This window comes from Arthrobacter sp. Sr33 (genome assembly GCF_054511195.1).
This window is the reverse complement of record NZ_JBTNDD010000006.1, coordinates 84,302-101,144: the sequence shown is the minus strand read 5'-3', so window position 1 is coordinate 101,144 and position 16,843 is coordinate 84,302. Positions and strand designations below refer to the sequence as shown.

General features: G+C 64.7%; 13 protein-coding genes and 1 riboswitch. Of the genes, 3 read left to right on the top strand and 10 right to left on the bottom strand.

All coding sequences use genetic code 11. The features are described 5' to 3' along the window. Both pnuC and aspS read right to left on the bottom strand, forming a co-directional pair. Entirely contained in the window at positions 1-684 is a 684-nt protein-coding gene (gene pnuC, locus ACX80T_RS09815) for a nicotinamide riboside transporter PnuC (RefSeq protein WP_024475689.1), read from the bottom strand. A gap of 102 nt (positions 685-786) precedes the next feature. Then, positions 787-932, bottom strand: a riboswitch (FMN riboswitch). 114 nt (positions 933-1,046) lie between these two features. Continuing rightward, entirely contained in the window at positions 1,047-2,813 is a 1,767-nt protein-coding gene (gene aspS / locus ACX80T_RS09810; RefSeq protein ID WP_116778087.1) for an aspartate--tRNA ligase, read from the bottom strand. A 116-nt stretch (positions 2,814-2,929) separates the two neighbouring features. Between aspS and ACX80T_RS09805 the strand changes: the two genes are divergently transcribed. Continuing rightward, on the top strand, positions 2,930-4,195 hold the full coding sequence (locus ACX80T_RS09805) for an APC family permease (RefSeq protein WP_459304279.1): 1,266 nt from the start codon (positions 2,930-2,932) through the stop codon (positions 4,193-4,195). Positions 4,196-4,216: 21 nt separating this feature from the next. Here the strand turns inward: ACX80T_RS09805 and hisS are convergent, their stop codons facing one another. Next, a complete protein-coding gene (gene hisS, locus ACX80T_RS09800) occupies positions 4,217-5,572 on the bottom strand; it encodes a histidine--tRNA ligase (RefSeq protein ID WP_116778088.1) in 1,356 nt (451 codons plus the stop codon). Positions 5,573-5,893: 321 nt separating this feature from the next. Here hisS and ACX80T_RS09795 point away from each other — a divergent pair, with 321 nt between their 5' ends. Continuing rightward, positions 5,894-7,483: a DUF349 domain-containing protein gene (locus ACX80T_RS09795; RefSeq protein WP_116778089.1), complete on the top strand. Its 1,590-nt coding sequence runs from the start codon at positions 5,894-5,896 to the stop codon at positions 7,481-7,483. Between the two features lie 125 nt (positions 7,484-7,608). Beyond that, positions 7,609-8,232, top strand: coding sequence for a hypothetical protein (locus tag ACX80T_RS09790; RefSeq protein ID WP_459304276.1), 624 nt, complete (start codon positions 7,609-7,611; stop codon positions 8,230-8,232). Positions 8,233-8,267: 35 nt separating this feature from the next. Here the strand turns inward: ACX80T_RS09790 and ACX80T_RS09785 are convergent, their stop codons facing one another. The 7 genes from ACX80T_RS09785 to ruvC all read right to left on the bottom strand — a co-directional run bounded on the left by ACX80T_RS09785 (position 8,268) and on the right by ruvC (position 16,831). Further along, complete coding sequence (locus ACX80T_RS09785; protein WP_083850867.1) at positions 8,268-10,613, bottom strand: RelA/SpoT family protein; 2,346 nt, start codon at positions 10,611-10,613, stop codon at positions 8,268-8,270. Positions 10,614-10,927: 314 nt separating this feature from the next. Beyond that, the gene (secF, locus tag ACX80T_RS09780) at positions 10,928-11,938 is read right to left on the bottom strand and encodes a protein translocase subunit SecF (protein ID WP_019482434.1); all 1,011 of its coding nucleotides are present in this window, start codon (positions 11,936-11,938) and stop codon (positions 10,928-10,930) included. Then, positions 11,939-13,675: a protein translocase subunit SecD gene (gene secD, locus ACX80T_RS09775; protein ID WP_019482435.1), complete on the bottom strand. Its 1,737-nt coding sequence runs from the start codon at positions 13,673-13,675 to the stop codon at positions 11,939-11,941. Between the two features lie 89 nt (positions 13,676-13,764). Beyond that, positions 13,765-14,301 carry a preprotein translocase subunit YajC gene (locus ACX80T_RS09770; RefSeq protein WP_459304275.1) on the bottom strand — a complete coding sequence of 179 codons (537 nt, stop codon included), beginning with the start codon at positions 14,299-14,301 and terminating at the stop codon, positions 13,765-13,767. 103 nt (positions 14,302-14,404) lie between these two features. Continuing rightward, positions 14,405-15,544 carry a Holliday junction branch migration DNA helicase RuvB gene (gene ruvB / locus ACX80T_RS09765; protein ID WP_019482437.1) on the bottom strand — a complete coding sequence of 380 codons (1,140 nt, stop codon included), beginning with the start codon at positions 15,542-15,544 and terminating at the stop codon, positions 14,405-14,407. After that, entirely contained in the window at positions 15,544-16,170 is a 627-nt protein-coding gene (gene ruvA / locus ACX80T_RS09760; RefSeq protein ID WP_019482438.1) for a Holliday junction branch migration protein RuvA, read from the bottom strand. Before ruvA ends, ruvB begins: the two co-directional genes overlap by 1 nt. An 88-nt stretch (positions 16,171-16,258) precedes the next feature. Further along, a complete protein-coding gene (gene ruvC, locus ACX80T_RS09755; protein ID WP_019482439.1) occupies positions 16,259-16,831 on the bottom strand; it encodes a crossover junction endodeoxyribonuclease RuvC in 573 nt (190 codons plus the stop codon). Positions 16,832-16,843 lie beyond the last annotated feature (12 nt).

Genomic DNA, 16,843 nt, shown 5'->3' with positions numbered 1-16,843 from the left:
TTACCGGACCGTCGGATCGGGGAGCAGGACATCGATGCGGGGCTTGCTGCGCTCACGGGCGCGCATCCAGACGAAGAACCCGATCAGGGTGAACACCCCATAGAACAGGTACATGAAGGCTGACGCGTAGTAGCCGGCGCTGAAGAGCAGTGGCACCCCGACGACGTCGACCGCCACCCAGATGAGCCAGAACTCGACCCAGCCCTTGGCCATGCCGACGGTTGCCAGCAGCGAGCCGACAAACGTCCAGGCGTCCGCCCACACAGGTTCGTAGGAGCCGAGCATCCGGAAGAGGGGTGTCAGCGCTACCGTGCCGACGATCATGGCGACCACCAGGCCGATCCGCGCGCGGCGGGGCGCCCAGCGTGGAGTGACGGCGTGGCCGTCGGCCTGGCTGCTGGCACTCCACTGGCGCCAGCCGTAGACGGCGACGGCGATGAACATGATCTGGCGGCCAGCCTGGCCGAGGAGGTTGGCGGCGTCGGCTCCGCCGAAAAAGGAACCTAGGAAGACGGTAAGGAGCAGGACGTTGCCGATGATACCGACGGGCCAGGCCCAGAGTTTCCGGCGCATCCCGCCGAGCGCGCTGAGGAGCCCGAAGACGTTGCCGATCACCTCGCGGAGCAGCAGCGAGCTTCCGGCGACGGGGATCTGAGCGTCGAACAGCCACCTCAGAAAATCCATGTCGACCCCTTGTCTCGAGCGGTGCGCTCCGGGGTAACGACAGGAACGGCCGGTGCTGTCGGCGGCGCACGAAGGCACCACCAAACCAGCACAGCCAAAGCTGTACGCGCTTCTCCCATCCAGACTTTAACTGTCGGTACCGGAATTTCACCAGTTCAACCGGCCACGCCAGCGCGGTAGCACTGGCAGCGGACGGGTCGCGGACTATCACCGCCGGTTCGGAATTACACCGACCCCGGAGCACGTTTGTGTGTATCAGTATTTCATAACCGGATTGGGCGTGTGTCCATTCCCGTCACAAAGCAGCAGAACCCGCCAGCTCCCCCGCCATTCAACCCAAGCGGGGGCGGAGGAGCTGCGCCCTAGTTCTTTTTCTCCGGCTTGAAGTCCACTCCGGCTTCCTTACGCTGCTGCGCGGTGATCGGAGCGGGAGCAGCCGTCAGCGGGTCGAAGCCGCCGCCGGACTTCGGGAACGCGATGACGTCGCGGATCGACTCGGTGCCCGCCATCAGCGCGACGACGCGGTCCCAGCCGAACGCGATGCCGCCGTGAGGGGGCGCACCGAACTTGAATCCTTCGAGGAGGAAACCGAACTTTTCCTGCGCGTCCTCCTGGCTGATGCCCATCACCGAGAACACACGTTCCTGCACATCCCGCTGGTGGATACGGATCGAGCCGCCGCCGATTTCGTTGCCGTTGCAGACAATGTCGTAGGCGTACGCCAGTGCGGTCTCTGGATCCTTGTCGAAGGTGTCCAGGTATTCAGGCTTCGGTGAGGTGAACGCGTGGTGCACCGCCGTCCAGGCTCCCCCGCCGACCGCCACGTCGCCGGCTGCGACAGCCGCCGACGCCGGTTCGAACATCGGTGCGTCAACCACCCAGACGAAGGCCCAGGCCAACGGGTCGATGAGACCGGTGCGGTGGCCGATTTCAACGCGTGCTGCGCCGAGCAGCGCGCGGGAGGGAGTCTTCTCGCCGGCGGCGAAGAAAATGCAGTCGCCGGGGTTGGCGCCGACCGCGGCGGGCAGGCCGTCACGCTCGGCCTCGGTGAGGTTCTTGGCGACGGGCCCGCGGAGGCTGCCGTCGTCGTCGACCAGAACATAGGCGAGGCCCTTGGCGCCGCGCTGTTTGGCCCATTCCTGCCAGGCGTCGAGCTGGCGGCGCGGCTGGGACGCCCCGCCGGGCATGACGACGGCGCCGACGTAGGGCGCCTTGAACACGCCGAAATCGGTGTCCTTGAAGAACTCGGTGAGCTCGGTCAGTTCCAGGCCGAAGCGCAGATCGGGCTTGTCTGAGCCGAACCGGGCCATCGCATCGGCGTAGGTCATCCGCTGGATCGGCGTGGGGATTTCGACGTCGATCAGCTGCCAGAGCGCCTTGACCAGGCTCTCGCCTAGGGCAATGACGTCATCCTGCTCCACGAAGCTGGCTTCGATGTCGAGCTGGGTGAACTCCGGCTGACGGTCCGCGCGGAAGTCCTCGTCGCGGTAACAGCGGGCAATCTGGTAGTACTTCTCAAAGCCGCCCACCTGCAGGAGCTGCTTGAACAGCTGCGGAGACTGCGGCAGGGCGTACCAGGAGCCGGGCGACAGACGGGCTGGCACCACGAAGTCGCGGGCACCCTCAGGGGTGGACCTGGTCAGGGTGGGTGTCTCAATTTCGACGTAACCATCCTGGTGCAGCAGCTCGCGTGCCACCCGGTTGGCCTCGGAACGCAGCCGGAGGTTGGCGTTGGGCGCTGGCCGGCGGAGGTCGAGGTAGCGGTGCTTCAGGCGTGCTTCCTCGCCAACCTCCACGTGCTCGTCGATCTGGAAGGGCAGCGGGTCGGAGGTGTTGAGGATGGTCACGGTCTCGGCGATGACTTCGATGCCGCCAGTGGCCAGGGCCGGGTTCTCGTTACCCTCGGGGCGCTTCTCGACGGTGCCCGTGATCTGCAGGACGTATTCGTTGCGCAGTCCGTGGAACACTTCCTCTTCCCGGACCACCACCTGGGCGAAACCCGAGGCGTCGCGCAGGTCAAGGAATGCGACCCCGCCGTGATCTCGGCGGCGGGCAACCCAGCCTGCCAGGGTGACGGTGTGTCCAATGTGCTCAGTCCGTAGCGAACCGAGGTCATGTGTGCGCAGCACAGCATTCCTTCCGGGTGGAGGTGCGGGGCAGAAAAGGGCTACCCGCGTATGAAAAGATCGTCTCGTCCGAGTTTACCGGTGATACCGGGACCCACCCGCCACGGCAGGGATCACACATGGCAATGGCTCATCCACCAGGGACCAATCCGCCAGGCCTTCGACGGCAGCTGGGCGGCTTTGACGCCACGACCGTGGGGATCGGCTCCATGATCGGCGCCGGCGTGTTTGTGGTCTTCGCGCCAGCTGCGGCCTCAGCGGGAAGCTGGCTGCCCCTCGCCGTGGCCATCGCCGGTTTCGTGGCCTACTGCAACGCGGCGGCGTCCGCGCAACTGGCGGCAGTGCACCCGCACAGCGGCGGCACGTATATCTACGGCCGACGCCAGCTCGGCCCCTGGCCCGGGTTCATCGCCGGCTGGAGTTTCGTTACCGGCAAGATCGCCTCCTGCGCAGCGATGGCGCTGACTTTTGGGTTGTACGCCGCCCCGGGTTTTGAGACCGCCGCAGCCGTCGCGGCGGTGGTCGCCCTGACCGTCGTGAACCTGTTGGGTGTCAGTCGTACCGCCCTGATGACCCGGATCATCGTGTCCCTGGTGGTCCCGGTACTCGCTTTCGTGGTGGTCGCCGCCTTCGCCGCCCCCGCACCGTCAGACGCTGTCCAGCTGCCCACCAGCTGGCTTGGAGTGCTGCAGGCCGCAGGACTGCTGTTCTTCGCGTTTGCCGGGTACGCCCGGGTCGCCACCATGGGCGAGGAAGTGCGCGAGCCGCAACGCAACATCCCGGCAGCGATCTTCGGATCCCTTGGCTTCACCCTGGGGCTGTATCTGCTGCTTGCGTGGGGTCTGCTGGCAGCACTGGGCCCGACGGCGCTTGCCGCCTCCGCCGCACCGTTGCGTGAGGTGTTCACTGCCTCGACCTCAGCAATCCCGGCAACTGCTGTCACCATCGCGGCAGCACTCGCCAGCCTCGGAGCCCTGCTGGCCCTCATCGCCGGGGTGGGCAGGACCACGCTGGCCATGGCCCGTGAAGGAGATCTGCCCCGGGCCCTGACCGGGATCTGGCAGCGCTTCGGTGTTCCCTACGCCGCCGATCTGGCAACCGCCGTCGTCGTCATCGGCCTGCTCCTGACCACTGACGTCCTGACAGTGGTCGGATTCTCCAGCTTTGGGGTGTTGATCTACTACGCGATCGCCAACCTGTCGGCGTTTACCCTCACCCACCGGCCGTGGCATTCGCCGCGGGGGCTGAACGTGGTGGGTTTTATCGGCTGCGTGCTGCTGGCCCTCACCCTGCCCACGACGTCGGTGCTCACCATGGTGGCGGTCCTGGCCGCTGGCGTGCTGGGCCGCGTCGTCGTCGCGGGAGTACGACGACGACGCTCCTGACCTTGTGGTGCGGTGCCCGGGTCAGGCGTCGGCTGGCTCGGCGCGGAGCACCGACGGCACGAGATCAACTGCCGGGGGCGTCCAGGTGCCGGGATCGGCAGGTTCCTGGGCGCCGGTGCGGATGTCCTTGACCTCGTGGGTGCCGTCCTCAGCGGTGAACCAGACGAAGGGGATCCCACGACGGTCGGCGAACTTGATCTGCTTGCCGAACTTCTCGGCAGTGGCAGCCACCTCAGCGGAAATGCCGCGGGCTCGCAGGGCCGCGGCGATGTCCTGGGCCGCCGACCAGGAGCTGTCGTCGGTCAGCGAGATCAGGACTGCGGTGGGCACCTGCCGCGACACGGCGGTGAAGCCCTGGCTGAGGATCCGCGACACCAGCCGGGTTACGCCGATCGACAGGCCGACTCCGGGGAACGTCCGGTTGCCTTTGGCTGCCAGGCTGTCATACCGGCCGCCGGAGCAGATCGATCCCAGTGACTCGTGCCCGTTCAGCACGGTTTCGTAGACCGTTCCGGTGTAGTAATCCAGGCCGCGGGCAATGCTGAGGTCGGCAACCACCCGGCCGGGCGCGCGCTTGGACGCTTCGGCGATCACCTGCTCCAGCTCCCCGAGCCCCTCTTCCAGCAGGGGGTCGGTGACCCCGAGGGTGCGGACCTGGTCGACGAATGACACGTCAGCGGTCCGGATCGAGGCGAGCCGGAGGGCGAGGGCTGCCTGGTCGGCGGTGGCACCAAGTTCGGTCTGCAGCAGGGCGGTAACCTTCTCTGCCCCAATCTTTTCCAGTTTGTCGATGCTGCGCAGCACCCCGGCGGTGTCCTCGAGGCCGATGCCCCGATAGAAACCCTCGGCGAGTTTCCGGTTATTGACGCGCACGGTGAACTCGGGAATGGGCAGGGCCGAGAGGGCATCGACCACCACGAGGGCCAGTTCGACGTCGTACCGGAACGGGAGCACGCCGTCGCCCACGACGTCGATGTCGGCCTGGGTGAACTCGCGGAACCGGCCGTCCTGCGGGCGTTCACCGCGCCAGCACTTCTGGATCTGGTAGCGCCGGAAGGGGAACGCCAGGTGGCCGGAGTTTTCGACCACGTAGCGGGCGAAGGGAACAGTCAGGTCGTAGTGGAGGGCAAGGCCGTCGTCGGAGCTGGTCGCCCGGCCGCCGTCGTCGTCGGCCTGAAGGCGCGACACAGCGTAGACCTCTTTGTCGATGTCCCCTTTGCGGAGCAGGTGGGACACCGTCTCGACCGCCCGGGTTTCGATGTTGGAGAAGCCATGCAGCTCGAAGGTTTTCCGCAACGTGTCCAGTACATGCAACTCCACCAGGCGTTCCTCCGGCAGCCATTCGGGAAAACCGGACAGTGAGGCCTTGCGTGCCATACGGCTGAGCTCCTTGCAGGATGTGACATCGGGTTGACGGTCTCCGATTTTACCCGGCTTTGGCGGGGAACCCGGACATCGGTGGGCCCCATTTCCGCCTCCGATGTCTAGGCTGACCCCCGCCGTCCGGGTACCGCACCGAAACAGAGGTCGCCGCACAGTCCCCGTGGGTGGGTGCACCGAGATTCCGCTGGCGAACCCTTATGCGTAAAGTAGCCTCTGAGGCTGCGCGGTGCGGGGACGCCGTGGCGATAGACTCGATAGCCCTGAACCATTTGCCGCGAGGTAGCAGGCAAACCAACGAGTGAAAGACTTCTAGCGGTGACACAAAGTCAGCAATCCGACGAAACACCCCGTACCGACGAAACGTCAGGCGACGAGGAAACAACAACTGGTCTTGAGCAGGCGGTTGAGCCCGAGCAGGCTGAATCAGCCGCGCCTGAACCCGAGGCACCCGCACCCGAGGCTGCGGCTCCCGAAACTGAAGCTGAGGCACCCGAGGCTGAGTCAGCCACGCCTGCAGCTGCCCGCCCAATGTCTTCCCCCGGCGCCGCTCCCAGCCCCGCAGCGATGGCTCCGCGACCCGGCGCGAAACCTGGTGGCAAACCTGGCGCGAAACCAGGCGCAGCAGTCGCCGCTCCCCCGGCGCACAGCACCCCGCTAAGCGAAGCAGCCAAGTTCGCCCGGGTCGAGGACGACGGTCACGTCTTCCTCATCGTCAACGGCGAGGAGCACGCCGTCGGGCAGTACCCGGATGCCTCCAAGGATGAGGCGCTGGCATATTTCGTGCGCAAGTACGACGACGTCGCCAGCCAGATTGTGCTCCTGGAACAGCGCGTCCAGGCGAAGGCACCATCCGCCGACATGCAGAAGACCGCCGGTCATCTGCGGGAGCAGGTCGCAGAGAAGAAGATCGTCGGCGACGTGCTTGCCCTTGAAACGCGGCTGGACGCCCTGAACGGCCAGATCGCGGAGCTTGTTGCCGCCGAAAAGGCCGAACAGGATGCGCTGAAGTCGGCCGAGCTCGCAGCCCGCGAAGCGATCGTCGCGGAAGCCGAAGAAATCGCTGGCCGCGACCCATCCACGGTGCAGTGGAAAGCCAGCAGCACCCGGATGAACGAGCTGTTCGAGACCTGGAAAGCGGCGCAGAAGAACGGCATCCGGCTTGGCCGCGGCACCGAAGACGGCCTGTGGAAGAGGTTCCGCGCGGCGCGCACCATCTTCGACCGGCATCGTCGCGCGTACTTCTCCCAGCTGGATACCGACAACGCCTCGGCCAAGCAGGCCAAGGAGTCCCTCATCCAGCAGGCCGAGGCGCTTTCCACCTCAACCGACTGGGGCCACACCGCTGGCGAATACCGCCGGCTGATGGATGAGTGGAAGGCCTCCAAACGGGCCAGCCGCAAGGACGACGACGCCCTGTGGGCTCGTTTTCGGGCCGCCCAGGACAAGTTCTTCACCGCCAGGAAAGCAACCAACGAGGCAATCGACGAAGAATACGGGGCGAACCTTGTAGTCAAGGAAGCCCTGCTGGTCGAGGCACGCCAGTTGCTGCCCATCAGGAACCTCGCGGCCGCGAAGAAGTCGCTGCAGTCGATTCGTGACCGCTGGGAGGAAGCCGGCAAGGTGCCACGCGCGGACATGGGTCGGATCGAAGCCGGTATTCGCGAAGTTGAGGACGCGGTGAAGGCTGCCGACGACGCCCATTGGGAGCGGACCAACCCTGAGACCCAGGCCCGCACCAACAGTGCTCTGAGTCAGCTGGAAGCCACTATCGCTGCGCTGCAGGAGGATCTGAACGCTGCCGAGAAGGCTGGCGACGCGAAGCGGATCGCTACCGCCAAGGAAGCCCTGTCCGCACGCCAACAATGGATGGATATGCTGCAGAAGTCGGCGCAGGACTTCTCCTAGCGGCACCCGAACACTCAGCCCCGGTGTGGGGTTGTGGATGAGTAGTCTGGTACGTCACCAGTCCGGTTATCCACAACTCGACGCCGGGGCTTTCGCTTTGGGGCCAAACTCGGAATGCTTGGGCCATGTCCCACCTTCGGCTGGGAGCCGCTACCGAAGAAACCCCAGCAGAGCCGATCACCTCAACCGGCGGAGTGCTCTTCCGAGCCCATGACATCTTCAGCAGCGTCGAGTTGCAGGCCATGCGCATCGACGGACTGCTGCGCCGTGTCTGCGGGAACTCCTATGCCCGCGCGGACCACCATCTTGACCCCGCCTCTCGCGCCCAGTCTGCGATCCTGTGCGTCCCGGCGTCGTTGCGGGCCAAGGTTGCGCTTGCCCGCCAAAGCGCGGCCTGGGTCTATGGCTGCGCGCCGCTACCCGAAACAGTGAACCTCGTGACAGATCACCGACGCCGCACCACCGCCCTGCCACCGTTCAGTGAAGCCCTGATGCATCAGGTCGCTTTGGGACCCTGCGATGTCCGGGTGGTCGGCGGGGTGGGCGTCACAGCACCCTTGCGGACCGCACTCGATGTTGCAGTGCATGGACATGACGACTGGGCAGTGCCAACCCTCGTCCGACTGGCGGCTCACCCCGATCTACGGTGTGATCTGGTCCTGGTGGTCAGGGCATTGGAAGCAACCCGACGCGTTCCTGGCAAGAACCGCGCCCTGGCCCGCCTCCAGAGCGCCATGCACTCGGGCTAGACCCACCCCATTCGGCACCGGCGGTCGACGGCGAGCTAGAGCCTCCGTTGCGCCCCGGTGGTGCGGTAGACGTCAAACACGCCGTCTATCCGGCGGACCGCGTTGAGGATGTGGGTCAGGTACTTGGGATCCCCCATCTCAAAAGCAAACCGCGACAGTGCCACCCGGTCCGTCGAGGTATTCACGCTTGCCGCAAGAATGTTGACGTGGTTCTCGGAGAGGACCCGGGTGACGTCGGAGAGGAGGCTCTTACGATCGAGCGCTTCAACCTGGATCTCGACCAGGAACACGCTGGACTGGGTGGGAGCCCAGTCGACGTCCACAATCCGATCCGGCTGATCCCTCAGTTCCTCGACGTTGCGGCAGTCGTTCCGGTGGACTGACACCCCCGAACCGCGGGTAACGAACCCGATGATGGGATCCGGCGGAACTGGAGTACAACAGCGCGCAATTTTGACCCAGACGTCGCCGACGCCGCGCACCGTCACCCCGGAATCGGAGAACTTGGGGCGGCGCGGTGTGGTGGCGACCGCCGTCTCGGCGAGGCTGTCTTCGGCACCCTCGTTCCCACCCATCAGGGCGACCAGACGTTCGATCACGTTCTGGGCGGAGGAATGGCCGTCACCGACCGCCGCATAAAGGGCAGCGATGTCCGCGTGCCTCAACTCCTGGGCCACCGCTATCAGTGCGTCATGGGTCATCATGCGCTGAAGTGGCAGGTTCTGCTTGCGCATTGCGCGGGTGAGCAGTTCCTTACCCTTTTCAATCGCCTCTTCGCGGCGTTCCTTGGTGAACCATTGGCGGATCTTGTTGCGAGCCCGCGGGCTCTTCACGAACCCCTGCCAGTCCTGGCTCGGGCCGGCGCCCTCGGCCTTGGAGGTGAAGATCTCCACCCAGTCGCCGTGGTTCAGCTCGCTGTTCAGCGGGATCAGCTTCCCGTTGACCCGGGCTCCGATCGTCCGGTGCCCCACCTCGGTGTGCACTGCATAGGCGAAGTCCACCGGAGTGGACCCGGCAGGCAACGCCATAACCTCACCCTTGGGAGTGAACACGAACACTTCGCGGGCGTTGATTTCGAAGCGCAGCGAGTCAAGGAACTCGTCCGGGTCGGCTGTCTCCTGCTGCCAGTCGACCAGACTCCGCAGCCACCCCATGTCGCTGTTATCGGGTCCTTCTCCGGCTTTGCCGCCAGCGCCCTTGTATTTCCAGTGCGCTGCAACGCCGTATTCGGCTCTGCGGTGCATGTCGTGGGTCCGGATCTGAATCTCCACCGGACGTCCGCCGGGTCCGATCACCGTGGTGTGGAGCGACTGGTACATATTGAATTTGGGCATCGCTATGTAGTCTTTGAACCGGCCGGGCAGCGGGTTCCAGCGGGCATGCAGCTGGCCCAACGTTGCGTAGCAGTCCCTCACACTGTCCACCAGCACCCGGATCCCCATCAGGTCATGGATGTCATCGAAGTCCTTGCCGCGGACGATCATCTTTTGGTAGATGGAGTAGTAATGCTTCGGGCGTCCGGTGATTGTCGCCTTGATCTTCACCGACCGAAGGTCTTCGCCGATCTGGGTGCGCACCACTGCCAAGTGCTTTTCCCGTTCAGGCGTACGATCCCCCACCATCCGGACGATCTCTTCGTACACCTTCGGGTGCAGCGCCGCAAAGGACAGGTCCTCGAGCTCCCACTTGATGGTGTTCATGCCGAGCCGGTGCGCGAGCGGCGCGAAGATTTCGAGTGTCTCGCGGGCTTTTCTGGCCGACGACTCGGGAGAGACAAAGCGCCAGGTCCGGGCATTATGGAGCCGGTCCGCAAGTTTGATCACCAGGACACGAATGTCCTTGGCCATGGCGACCACCATTTTGCGAACGGTCTCGGACTGGGCAGCGTCGCCGAAGGACACCTTGTCCAACTTTGTGACCCCGTCCACCAGCATTGCCACTTCGGCGCCGAAGTCACGCTTGATGTCGTCGAGGGTGCATGCGGTGTCCTCGACGGTGTCATGCAGCAGGGCGGCAGCCAGCGTGGTGCCGGTCATGCCCAGTTCGGCAAGGATCGTTGCCACCGCCACCGGGTGGGTGATGTACGGATCGCCGCTTTTTCGCTTCTGGCCCTCGTGGCTGCGCTCGGCCACCAGGTACGCCCGCTGGATCAGGTCGAGGTCTTCCTTGGGGTTGTTGGCCCGGACCGTCCTCAGCAGGGGCTCAAGCACCGGTGAATACCCGTTGGAGGCTCTGCCCGTCAGGCGAGCCAGCCGTGACCGGGTCCGGATTTTCCGATCGGGCAGCGCGCTGTGGTCGGCGCTGGCCGCCGAAGGGGCTGATCCCGATGAGGTCACTGCGACGTCGCGGCTGCGGACGGGCGGTATGGTCGCCGGGGGCACCGGAACTTGGTCAAGCTGGGCGGTCGAAGGGCGCGAAAAGGTGCCAGGGCGCTCCTCACGGTGTTCCGTGTCTGGCCGCTCTGCTGGACCACTGGCATCTGCCACGTACTACCCCGATTCCTCAGCCGTCAGACGGCTGAAAAAGAATTACACCATGCCTCTTCTCCGGCACGCATATTTAAGTTTAGTCCGACGGACCAAACCCTGCTGCACCGATCCCCGGCTGCCGCCAAACTGGGAACAAAAAAACCGTGTCCCGGCCCCCTCAGGGGACCAGGACACGGCCGTCAGGTCGCCGACTGCTCCTGCGACAGTCAGGGCGCAGGGACGGCTTCTGCTGCTTCGACCGACCGGCGATGCAGCACGCGCTTCTCCTGCCGCTTCATGCCCGGCTCGCGCATCCGCAGCCACGCGTAAACGGGTGCGGCGACGAAGAGAGTGCCGATGGTCCCGATGATAATGCCGATGAACAAGGCGAGAGACAGATCCCGGAGGGTACCCGCACCAAGGAGCATCGCACCGATGAAAAGAATCGATGCGACCGGCAACACGGCGACAACCGAGGTGTTGATGGAGCGCACCAGCGTCTGGTTGACCGCAAGGTTTACCTGCTCGCCAAAGGTTCGCTTGGTAGAAACATCGAGGTCGGCGGTGTTCTCCTTGATCTTGTCGAAAACCACCACCGTGTCATACAACGCATAGCTCAACACCGTGAGGAAACCGATCATCGCCGAGGGCGTCACCTCGAAGTTGCTCAGCGAGTACAGACCGGCTGTCACCGTCATGACCACGAACAATCCGCTGAGTGCGGCCACCGACATTTTCCAGGTCCGGAAATACAGGGCCATCAGCACTGCGGCCAGCAGGATGAACACGACCAAGCCAATCAAGGCCTGCCGGCTGACGTCCTCGCCCCAGGTGGGCCCGACGAAGTTGGTAGTGACTTCTTCTTCGGTAACCTCATACGCGCTGATCAGAGCGTCCCGGACGCTGAGGGTCTCATCATCGGAGAGCCGCTCAGTCTGGATACGCATCGTCTGCGGCGCGATGTTCGTGACGCTCGGTACCGCATTTGGTACCACTCCCGTAACAGCCTGCTCACCGAGGGCGATGTCAGTGTTCTCAACACTCGACACCGTGAACTCGGAGCCACCCCGGAAATCGATACCGAGGTTGAAGCCACCCTTGACGATGGGGATGATGATCGACACGAGGACGGCCAACGCTGCAATGGTGAACCACAGCTTGCGCTTGCCGACGAAGGGGTAGGACAGCTTGCCCGAGTAGAGGTCGTTGCCAAATTTGGCGAAACTATTGCCCCGCATTTAGTTTTCCTCCTGGTCTGTGCCATTGCTTCGCGCGGCCAGGGCTTTTTGTTCGGCCAGCCGACGTTCGGCGATGGTGGTGCGTCGGGCGATTTCACCTGAGACTGCCTTGTTCTTGGTGCGGGGGGCTGCCGTCTGCGGTGTTGCCGACGGCATCCGGATACGACCGGCACCACGATAGAGCGGCATAATGCCAAGCTTCTTCGGATCGACACCGGAAAACCGGTGTCCCTCGCCGAAGAACTTGGTCCTCGCCAGCAGGCGCATCACCGGATGAGTGAACAGGAAGACGACGATCAGGTCGGCGACAGCTGTCAATCCGAGGGTGAACGCGAACCCACGAACGTTGCCGACAGCGACGAAGTACAGCACGACGGCGGCCAGCAGGCTGACGGCCTTGGACGCGAGGACGGTGCTCTTGGCCCGGCGCCAGCCGTTCTCTACGGCTGAGACGAGCCCCCTGCCATCTCGGAGCTCATCGCGGATTCGTTCGAAGTAAACGATGAAGGAGTCGGCTGTCTGCCCAATTGCGACAATCAGGCCGGCCACACCTGCGAGGGAGAGCCGGTAGTTTTCGGTCCAGCCCAGGATGCAGATCGCGAGGTAGGTGAGGAAACCTGCCACCACAAGGGACGCAATCGTCACCAGTCCCAGCATCCGGTACTGGAAGATCGAGTAAACGGCGACCAAAATCAAGCCGATGATGCCTGCAATCATGCCGAGCCGGAGCTGGTCGGCTCCGAGAGTGGCCGAGATCTGCTGCTCGCTCTGGATCTCGAAGCTGATCGGCAGTGCGCCGTACTTCAGTTGTTCGGCCAACGCCCCGGCCGACTCCTCCGTGAAGCTACCGCTGATCGAGGGCCGCCCATCGGGGATGACGGCCTGGGTGGTCGGAGCCGAAATGATCGTCCCATCGAGCACAATGGCGAACTGGTTCCGTGGATCGCCCTGACCGAAGGCGAAGAGACGTTCGGTGACTTCCCGGAAGGTCTCGCTGCCCTCGGAGTTGAACTGGATGTTGACCGCCCAGGTGTTCAGTGACTGACCCTGCGCGCCGCGCTGCATGCCGAAGTCGGCGGAGTCGATGTCGGTGCCCGGCACTTCCACCGGCCCGAGAATGTATTTGCCCTGGGTGCCCGGCTCGCAAGCGACCATTGGCTCATCGGCGGGCGCTGCTTCTTCGGCGGGTTCGAGTGCCTCGGGCGATGTGCAGTCGAGGGCCTCGAACTCGGAGAACAGTTCTGCCGTGATCCAGTTGGGATCGCTGGCATTGGTGGGTTCGTCGGTAGGAGCGGGCAGTTCTTCTTCGGGGGTGGGCGTTTCCGCGGCGGGCGCCTGGCCCGGACCGCCAAAGAGTACTGGTCGGAATTCCATCTGTGCCGACGCCTGAATCAGTTCGCGGGTTTCGGCGTCGGGAATACCGGGGAGTGACACAATCACGTTGCGGCCGGACTGGGTGTTGATCTCGGCCTCTGCCACGCCACTGCCGTCGACCCGCTGCCTGATGATTTCCACAGCCTGGTCGAGCTGCTCTTCGGTAATCTCATCGCTGCCGCCCTGCACCTGGGGCGCCAGGATCATCTGGGTTCCACCCTCAAGGTCGAGTGCCAGCTTGGGGCTCCAGCTCGCGGTGCCCCAGATGGACCCGCTGCCCAGGAGAACTGCTAGTAATGCAAACATAACGCCGAGCCAAACGAGTGTCCGTTTGGCTGCCGTGCCTGGGCCGGTACGAGGCATGTGGAATTTCCTTTTATCGAGAGAGCGCGCGTCGGTGGTTCTAGGGGTGGTGGGGCATCACACTCGAGGGTGTTGCCCCACCTGCGGCGCTAGATGTCCTTGTTGTCCCGCTTGTTGTCGTAGTCCAGACGGATGTCCTCGTCTGAGCGGGCGTCAAGACGCTCTGGTCCGGATTCGGGGAGCACCGTGTCATGGTTCGGCTGATCCTGGCCGTCAACAGCAGTGGTCCGGGTGTCGGTGGCCGAGTTGTCGGCGACGGGGCTGGCCAGCGAGGATGCGTCGTCGGGGACGGCCGGCGTTTCTTCGTCATCGGCGGCCGGCTCAGGCTGCACCACCTTGGTGAGGGTCTGCATGTGTACCGTGGCCCTGGCACCGGGACCAAGCTCGAGCACTGCCTTGTTGTTCTCTTCGTCGAGAGAAATCACTGTACCGAACAGACCGAAGTTGGTCATCACTTCGGTGCCGGGAACCATCTGGGTGCGCTGCTCCTTGATGGTCTTCTGGGTCTTCTTCTGCCTCCGGAACATCATGAAGATCAATGCTCCGAGTGCCAGCGGCAAAAGCAGGCTGAAAATATCGAAGCCTTGCTCTGGGGCGGCAGTCTGGGCTAATAAGGTTGAGAACACAGAGTAGTTCCGTTTCTATATCTTGGGATCCGCACGCACCTGACGTGCCGCACGTCATATCAGTGTAAAGGGAAACGGGATTGTCCGCGTCCTTTCGGCGCCTCTATCCCTCGGTGTTGGCCCATTCCGTTACCCCACTGTTGTCTTCGGCACGGTTGCCTTCCGGGCCGTTTTCCTCGGAGAGGACGGTGAAGAGGTCCTCCGGCATGGCAGCGGCAACATTCGCCGGCATGACGAGTCCCAGGTGGTCCCAGGCCGCTCGCGTGGCGATTCGTCCCCGGGGGGTCCGCCCCAGCATCCCCTCCCGCACCAGGTATGGTTCGGCGACGGTTTCGACTGTCTCGGGTTCCTCGCCGACGGCGATCGCGAGGGTCGAAAGTCCCACCGGACCGCCGTTGAACTTGGTGATCAGGGCGGTGAGCACGGCGCGATCGAGCCGGTCGAGGCCTTTGGCGTCCACTTCGTACATGTCCAGCGCCGCCCCGGCGCACCTGGCGTCGATCAGGTCGACGCCGTGCACCAACGCCCAGTCACGCACCCGGCGGAGGAGCCGGTTGGCAATCCTGGGCGTACCGCGGGACCGGCCTGCCACCTCGGAGAATGCGGCCGAGTTGACCTTCATGTCCATCAGCATCGCCGAGCGACGCAATACCAGTTCAAGTTCTTCGGTGGAGTAGAACTCGAGGTGGCCGGTGAACCCGAAGCGGTCCCGCAGGGGCCCTGGAAGTAGCCCGGCCCGGGTGGTGGCGCCGACCAGGGTGAATGGCGGCAGGTCCAACGGGATGGCTGTTGCGCCCGGCCCTTTGCCGACGATGATGTCGACCCGGAAATCTTCCATCGCCATGTACAGCATTTCCTCGGCCGGCCGGGACATGCGGTGAATTTCGTCGAGGAAGAGTACCTCGCCGTCGGTCAGCGAGGAGAGAATGGCCGCGAGGTCGCCGGCGTGCTGGATAGCCGGACCGGAGCTGATGCGCAGGGGCGCGTTCATCTCGGCAGCGATGATCATGGCCAGGGTGGTCTTGCCAAGGCCCGGCGGGCCGGAGAGCAGGACGTGGTCGGCTGTTCGGCCGCGCAGCCGCGAGGCTTCCAGGACCAGGGAGAGCTGCCGGCGGACCCGTTGCTGCCCGACAAAGTCATCGAGGTTTTTGGGTCGCAGCGCCGCTTCCACCGCCCGGTCCTCTGGATCCCCGGTGGGTGAAACAACCGGGGCCTCCTCCCCCGCCGCGTCGTCGCGGGCCATCAGCTGACCCGGCTCCGCGCCGAGGCCCGGGCGCCGTCCTGGCCGAGTCTGCGCAGGGTGAGTTTCAGGATGTCACCCACGTTGCCGGACGCGGCCACCTCTGGTGCTTCGGCCGTCGCCGCGTCTATCGCGGTGGTTGCGTCCTTCTCCGACCAGCCGAGCCCCATCATTGCCGTCAGGACCTGTCCCTGCCAGGCGTTCTTCGGCGGGGCCCCGGCGGTGCCGAGCGGAACGAGTTTGTCGGCCAGTTCGAGGACAATCCGGCGGGCGCCCTTCGGGCCGATTCCCGGGACTTTACTGAAGGTCTTGTCGTCACCCGAGGAGGCAGCAACCCGGATGGCTTCCGGTGCGTGGACGGCCAGCACGGCCAGTGCCAGCCGTGGCCCGACTCCGCTGACGCCGAGCAGCGTCTCGAACACCTCGCGCTGGTCTGCCTCCTCGAACCCGAACAGTGTCATGGAGTCCTCACGGACAATCATCGCGGTGAAGACTTGCGCTTCCTGTCCGGTGCGCAGGGTGGCGAGGGTCTGCGGGGTGGCCAGGATCTGCATGCCAAACCCATTGACGTCCAGCACGGCCGAGTTGAGGCCAACGTGGCTGACGGTGCCGCGGAGGGAACTGATCATGCGCGCTACTCCAAAATTTCTATCCGAACATATCTACGAACAGCGTACTGGTTCCTGCCGGCTTTTCCGGATGCGCCACACCGTCGGGCTACCTGCGCCGTCGGGCTTTCGCCTCGGCTTCAGCCCAGATCCGCTGCGCGGCCGTGGCGTTGCCGCCGCCGGCCGACGCCCGGTTGGCGGCAACACCTTGCCGCCAGGCGTGGGTGATGGCCAGGGCCAGAGCGTCAGCGGCATCGGCTGGTTTGGGCGCCGTATCGAGCCGAAGGATTTTGGTGACCATCTTGGTGACCGCTACCTTGTCTGACTGCCCGTTACCGGTGACAGCCGCCTTCACCTCGGTGGGGGTATGAAGGGCCACCGGGATACCACGCCGGGCGGCCGCGACCATGACGACGCCGGAGGCCTGGGCGGTGCCCATGACGGTACTCACGTTCAGCTGGCTGAACACACGTTCGACGGCGAGCACGTCGGGTGCGTGGGTATCCAGCCAATCGTCGACGGCGTCGGAAATCACGAGCAGCCGACGGTCCAGTAACTGGTCGGCGGGGGTGCCGACCACTCCGACGGCGACGAGCGTTGACCGGCGGTTGGGTTCAATGTCGACAACTGCCAGCCCGCAGCGGGTCAGCCCCGGGTCCACTCCCATCACGCGCAGGGTCATGCGGCAGCCCGG

Excerpts from the sequence above, each read along its gene's own strand:
- ACX80T_RS09790 (WP_459304276.1), top strand. The coding sequence starts at position 7,609 with ATGTCCCACCTTCGGCTGGGAGCCGCTACCGAAGAAACCCCAGCAGAG.
- pnuC (WP_024475689.1), bottom strand. The coding sequence starts at position 684 with ATGGATTTTCTGAGGTGGCTGTTCGACGCTCAGATCCCCGTCGCCGGA.
- secF (WP_019482434.1), bottom strand. The coding sequence starts at position 11,938 with ATGCGGGGCAATAGTTTCGCCAAATTTGGCAACGACCTCTACTCGGGC.
- ruvC (WP_019482439.1), bottom strand. The coding sequence starts at position 16,831 with ATGACCCTGCGCGTGATGGGAGTGGACCCGGGGCTGACCCGCTGCGGG.
- ACX80T_RS09805 (WP_459304279.1), top strand. The coding sequence starts at position 2,930 with ATGGCAATGGCTCATCCACCAGGGACCAATCCGCCAGGCCTTCGACGG.
- ruvA (WP_019482438.1), bottom strand. The coding sequence starts at position 16,170 with ATGATCAGTTCCCTCCGCGGCACCGTCAGCCACGTTGGCCTCAACTCG.
- secD (WP_019482435.1), bottom strand. The coding sequence starts at position 13,675 with ATGCCTCGTACCGGCCCAGGCACGGCAGCCAAACGGACACTCGTTTGG.
- ruvB (WP_019482437.1), bottom strand. The coding sequence starts at position 15,544 with ATGGCCCGCGACGACGCGGCGGGGGAGGAGGCCCCGGTTGTTTCACCC.
- hisS (WP_116778088.1), bottom strand. The coding sequence starts at position 5,572 with ATGGCACGCAAGGCCTCACTGTCCGGTTTTCCCGAATGGCTGCCGGAG.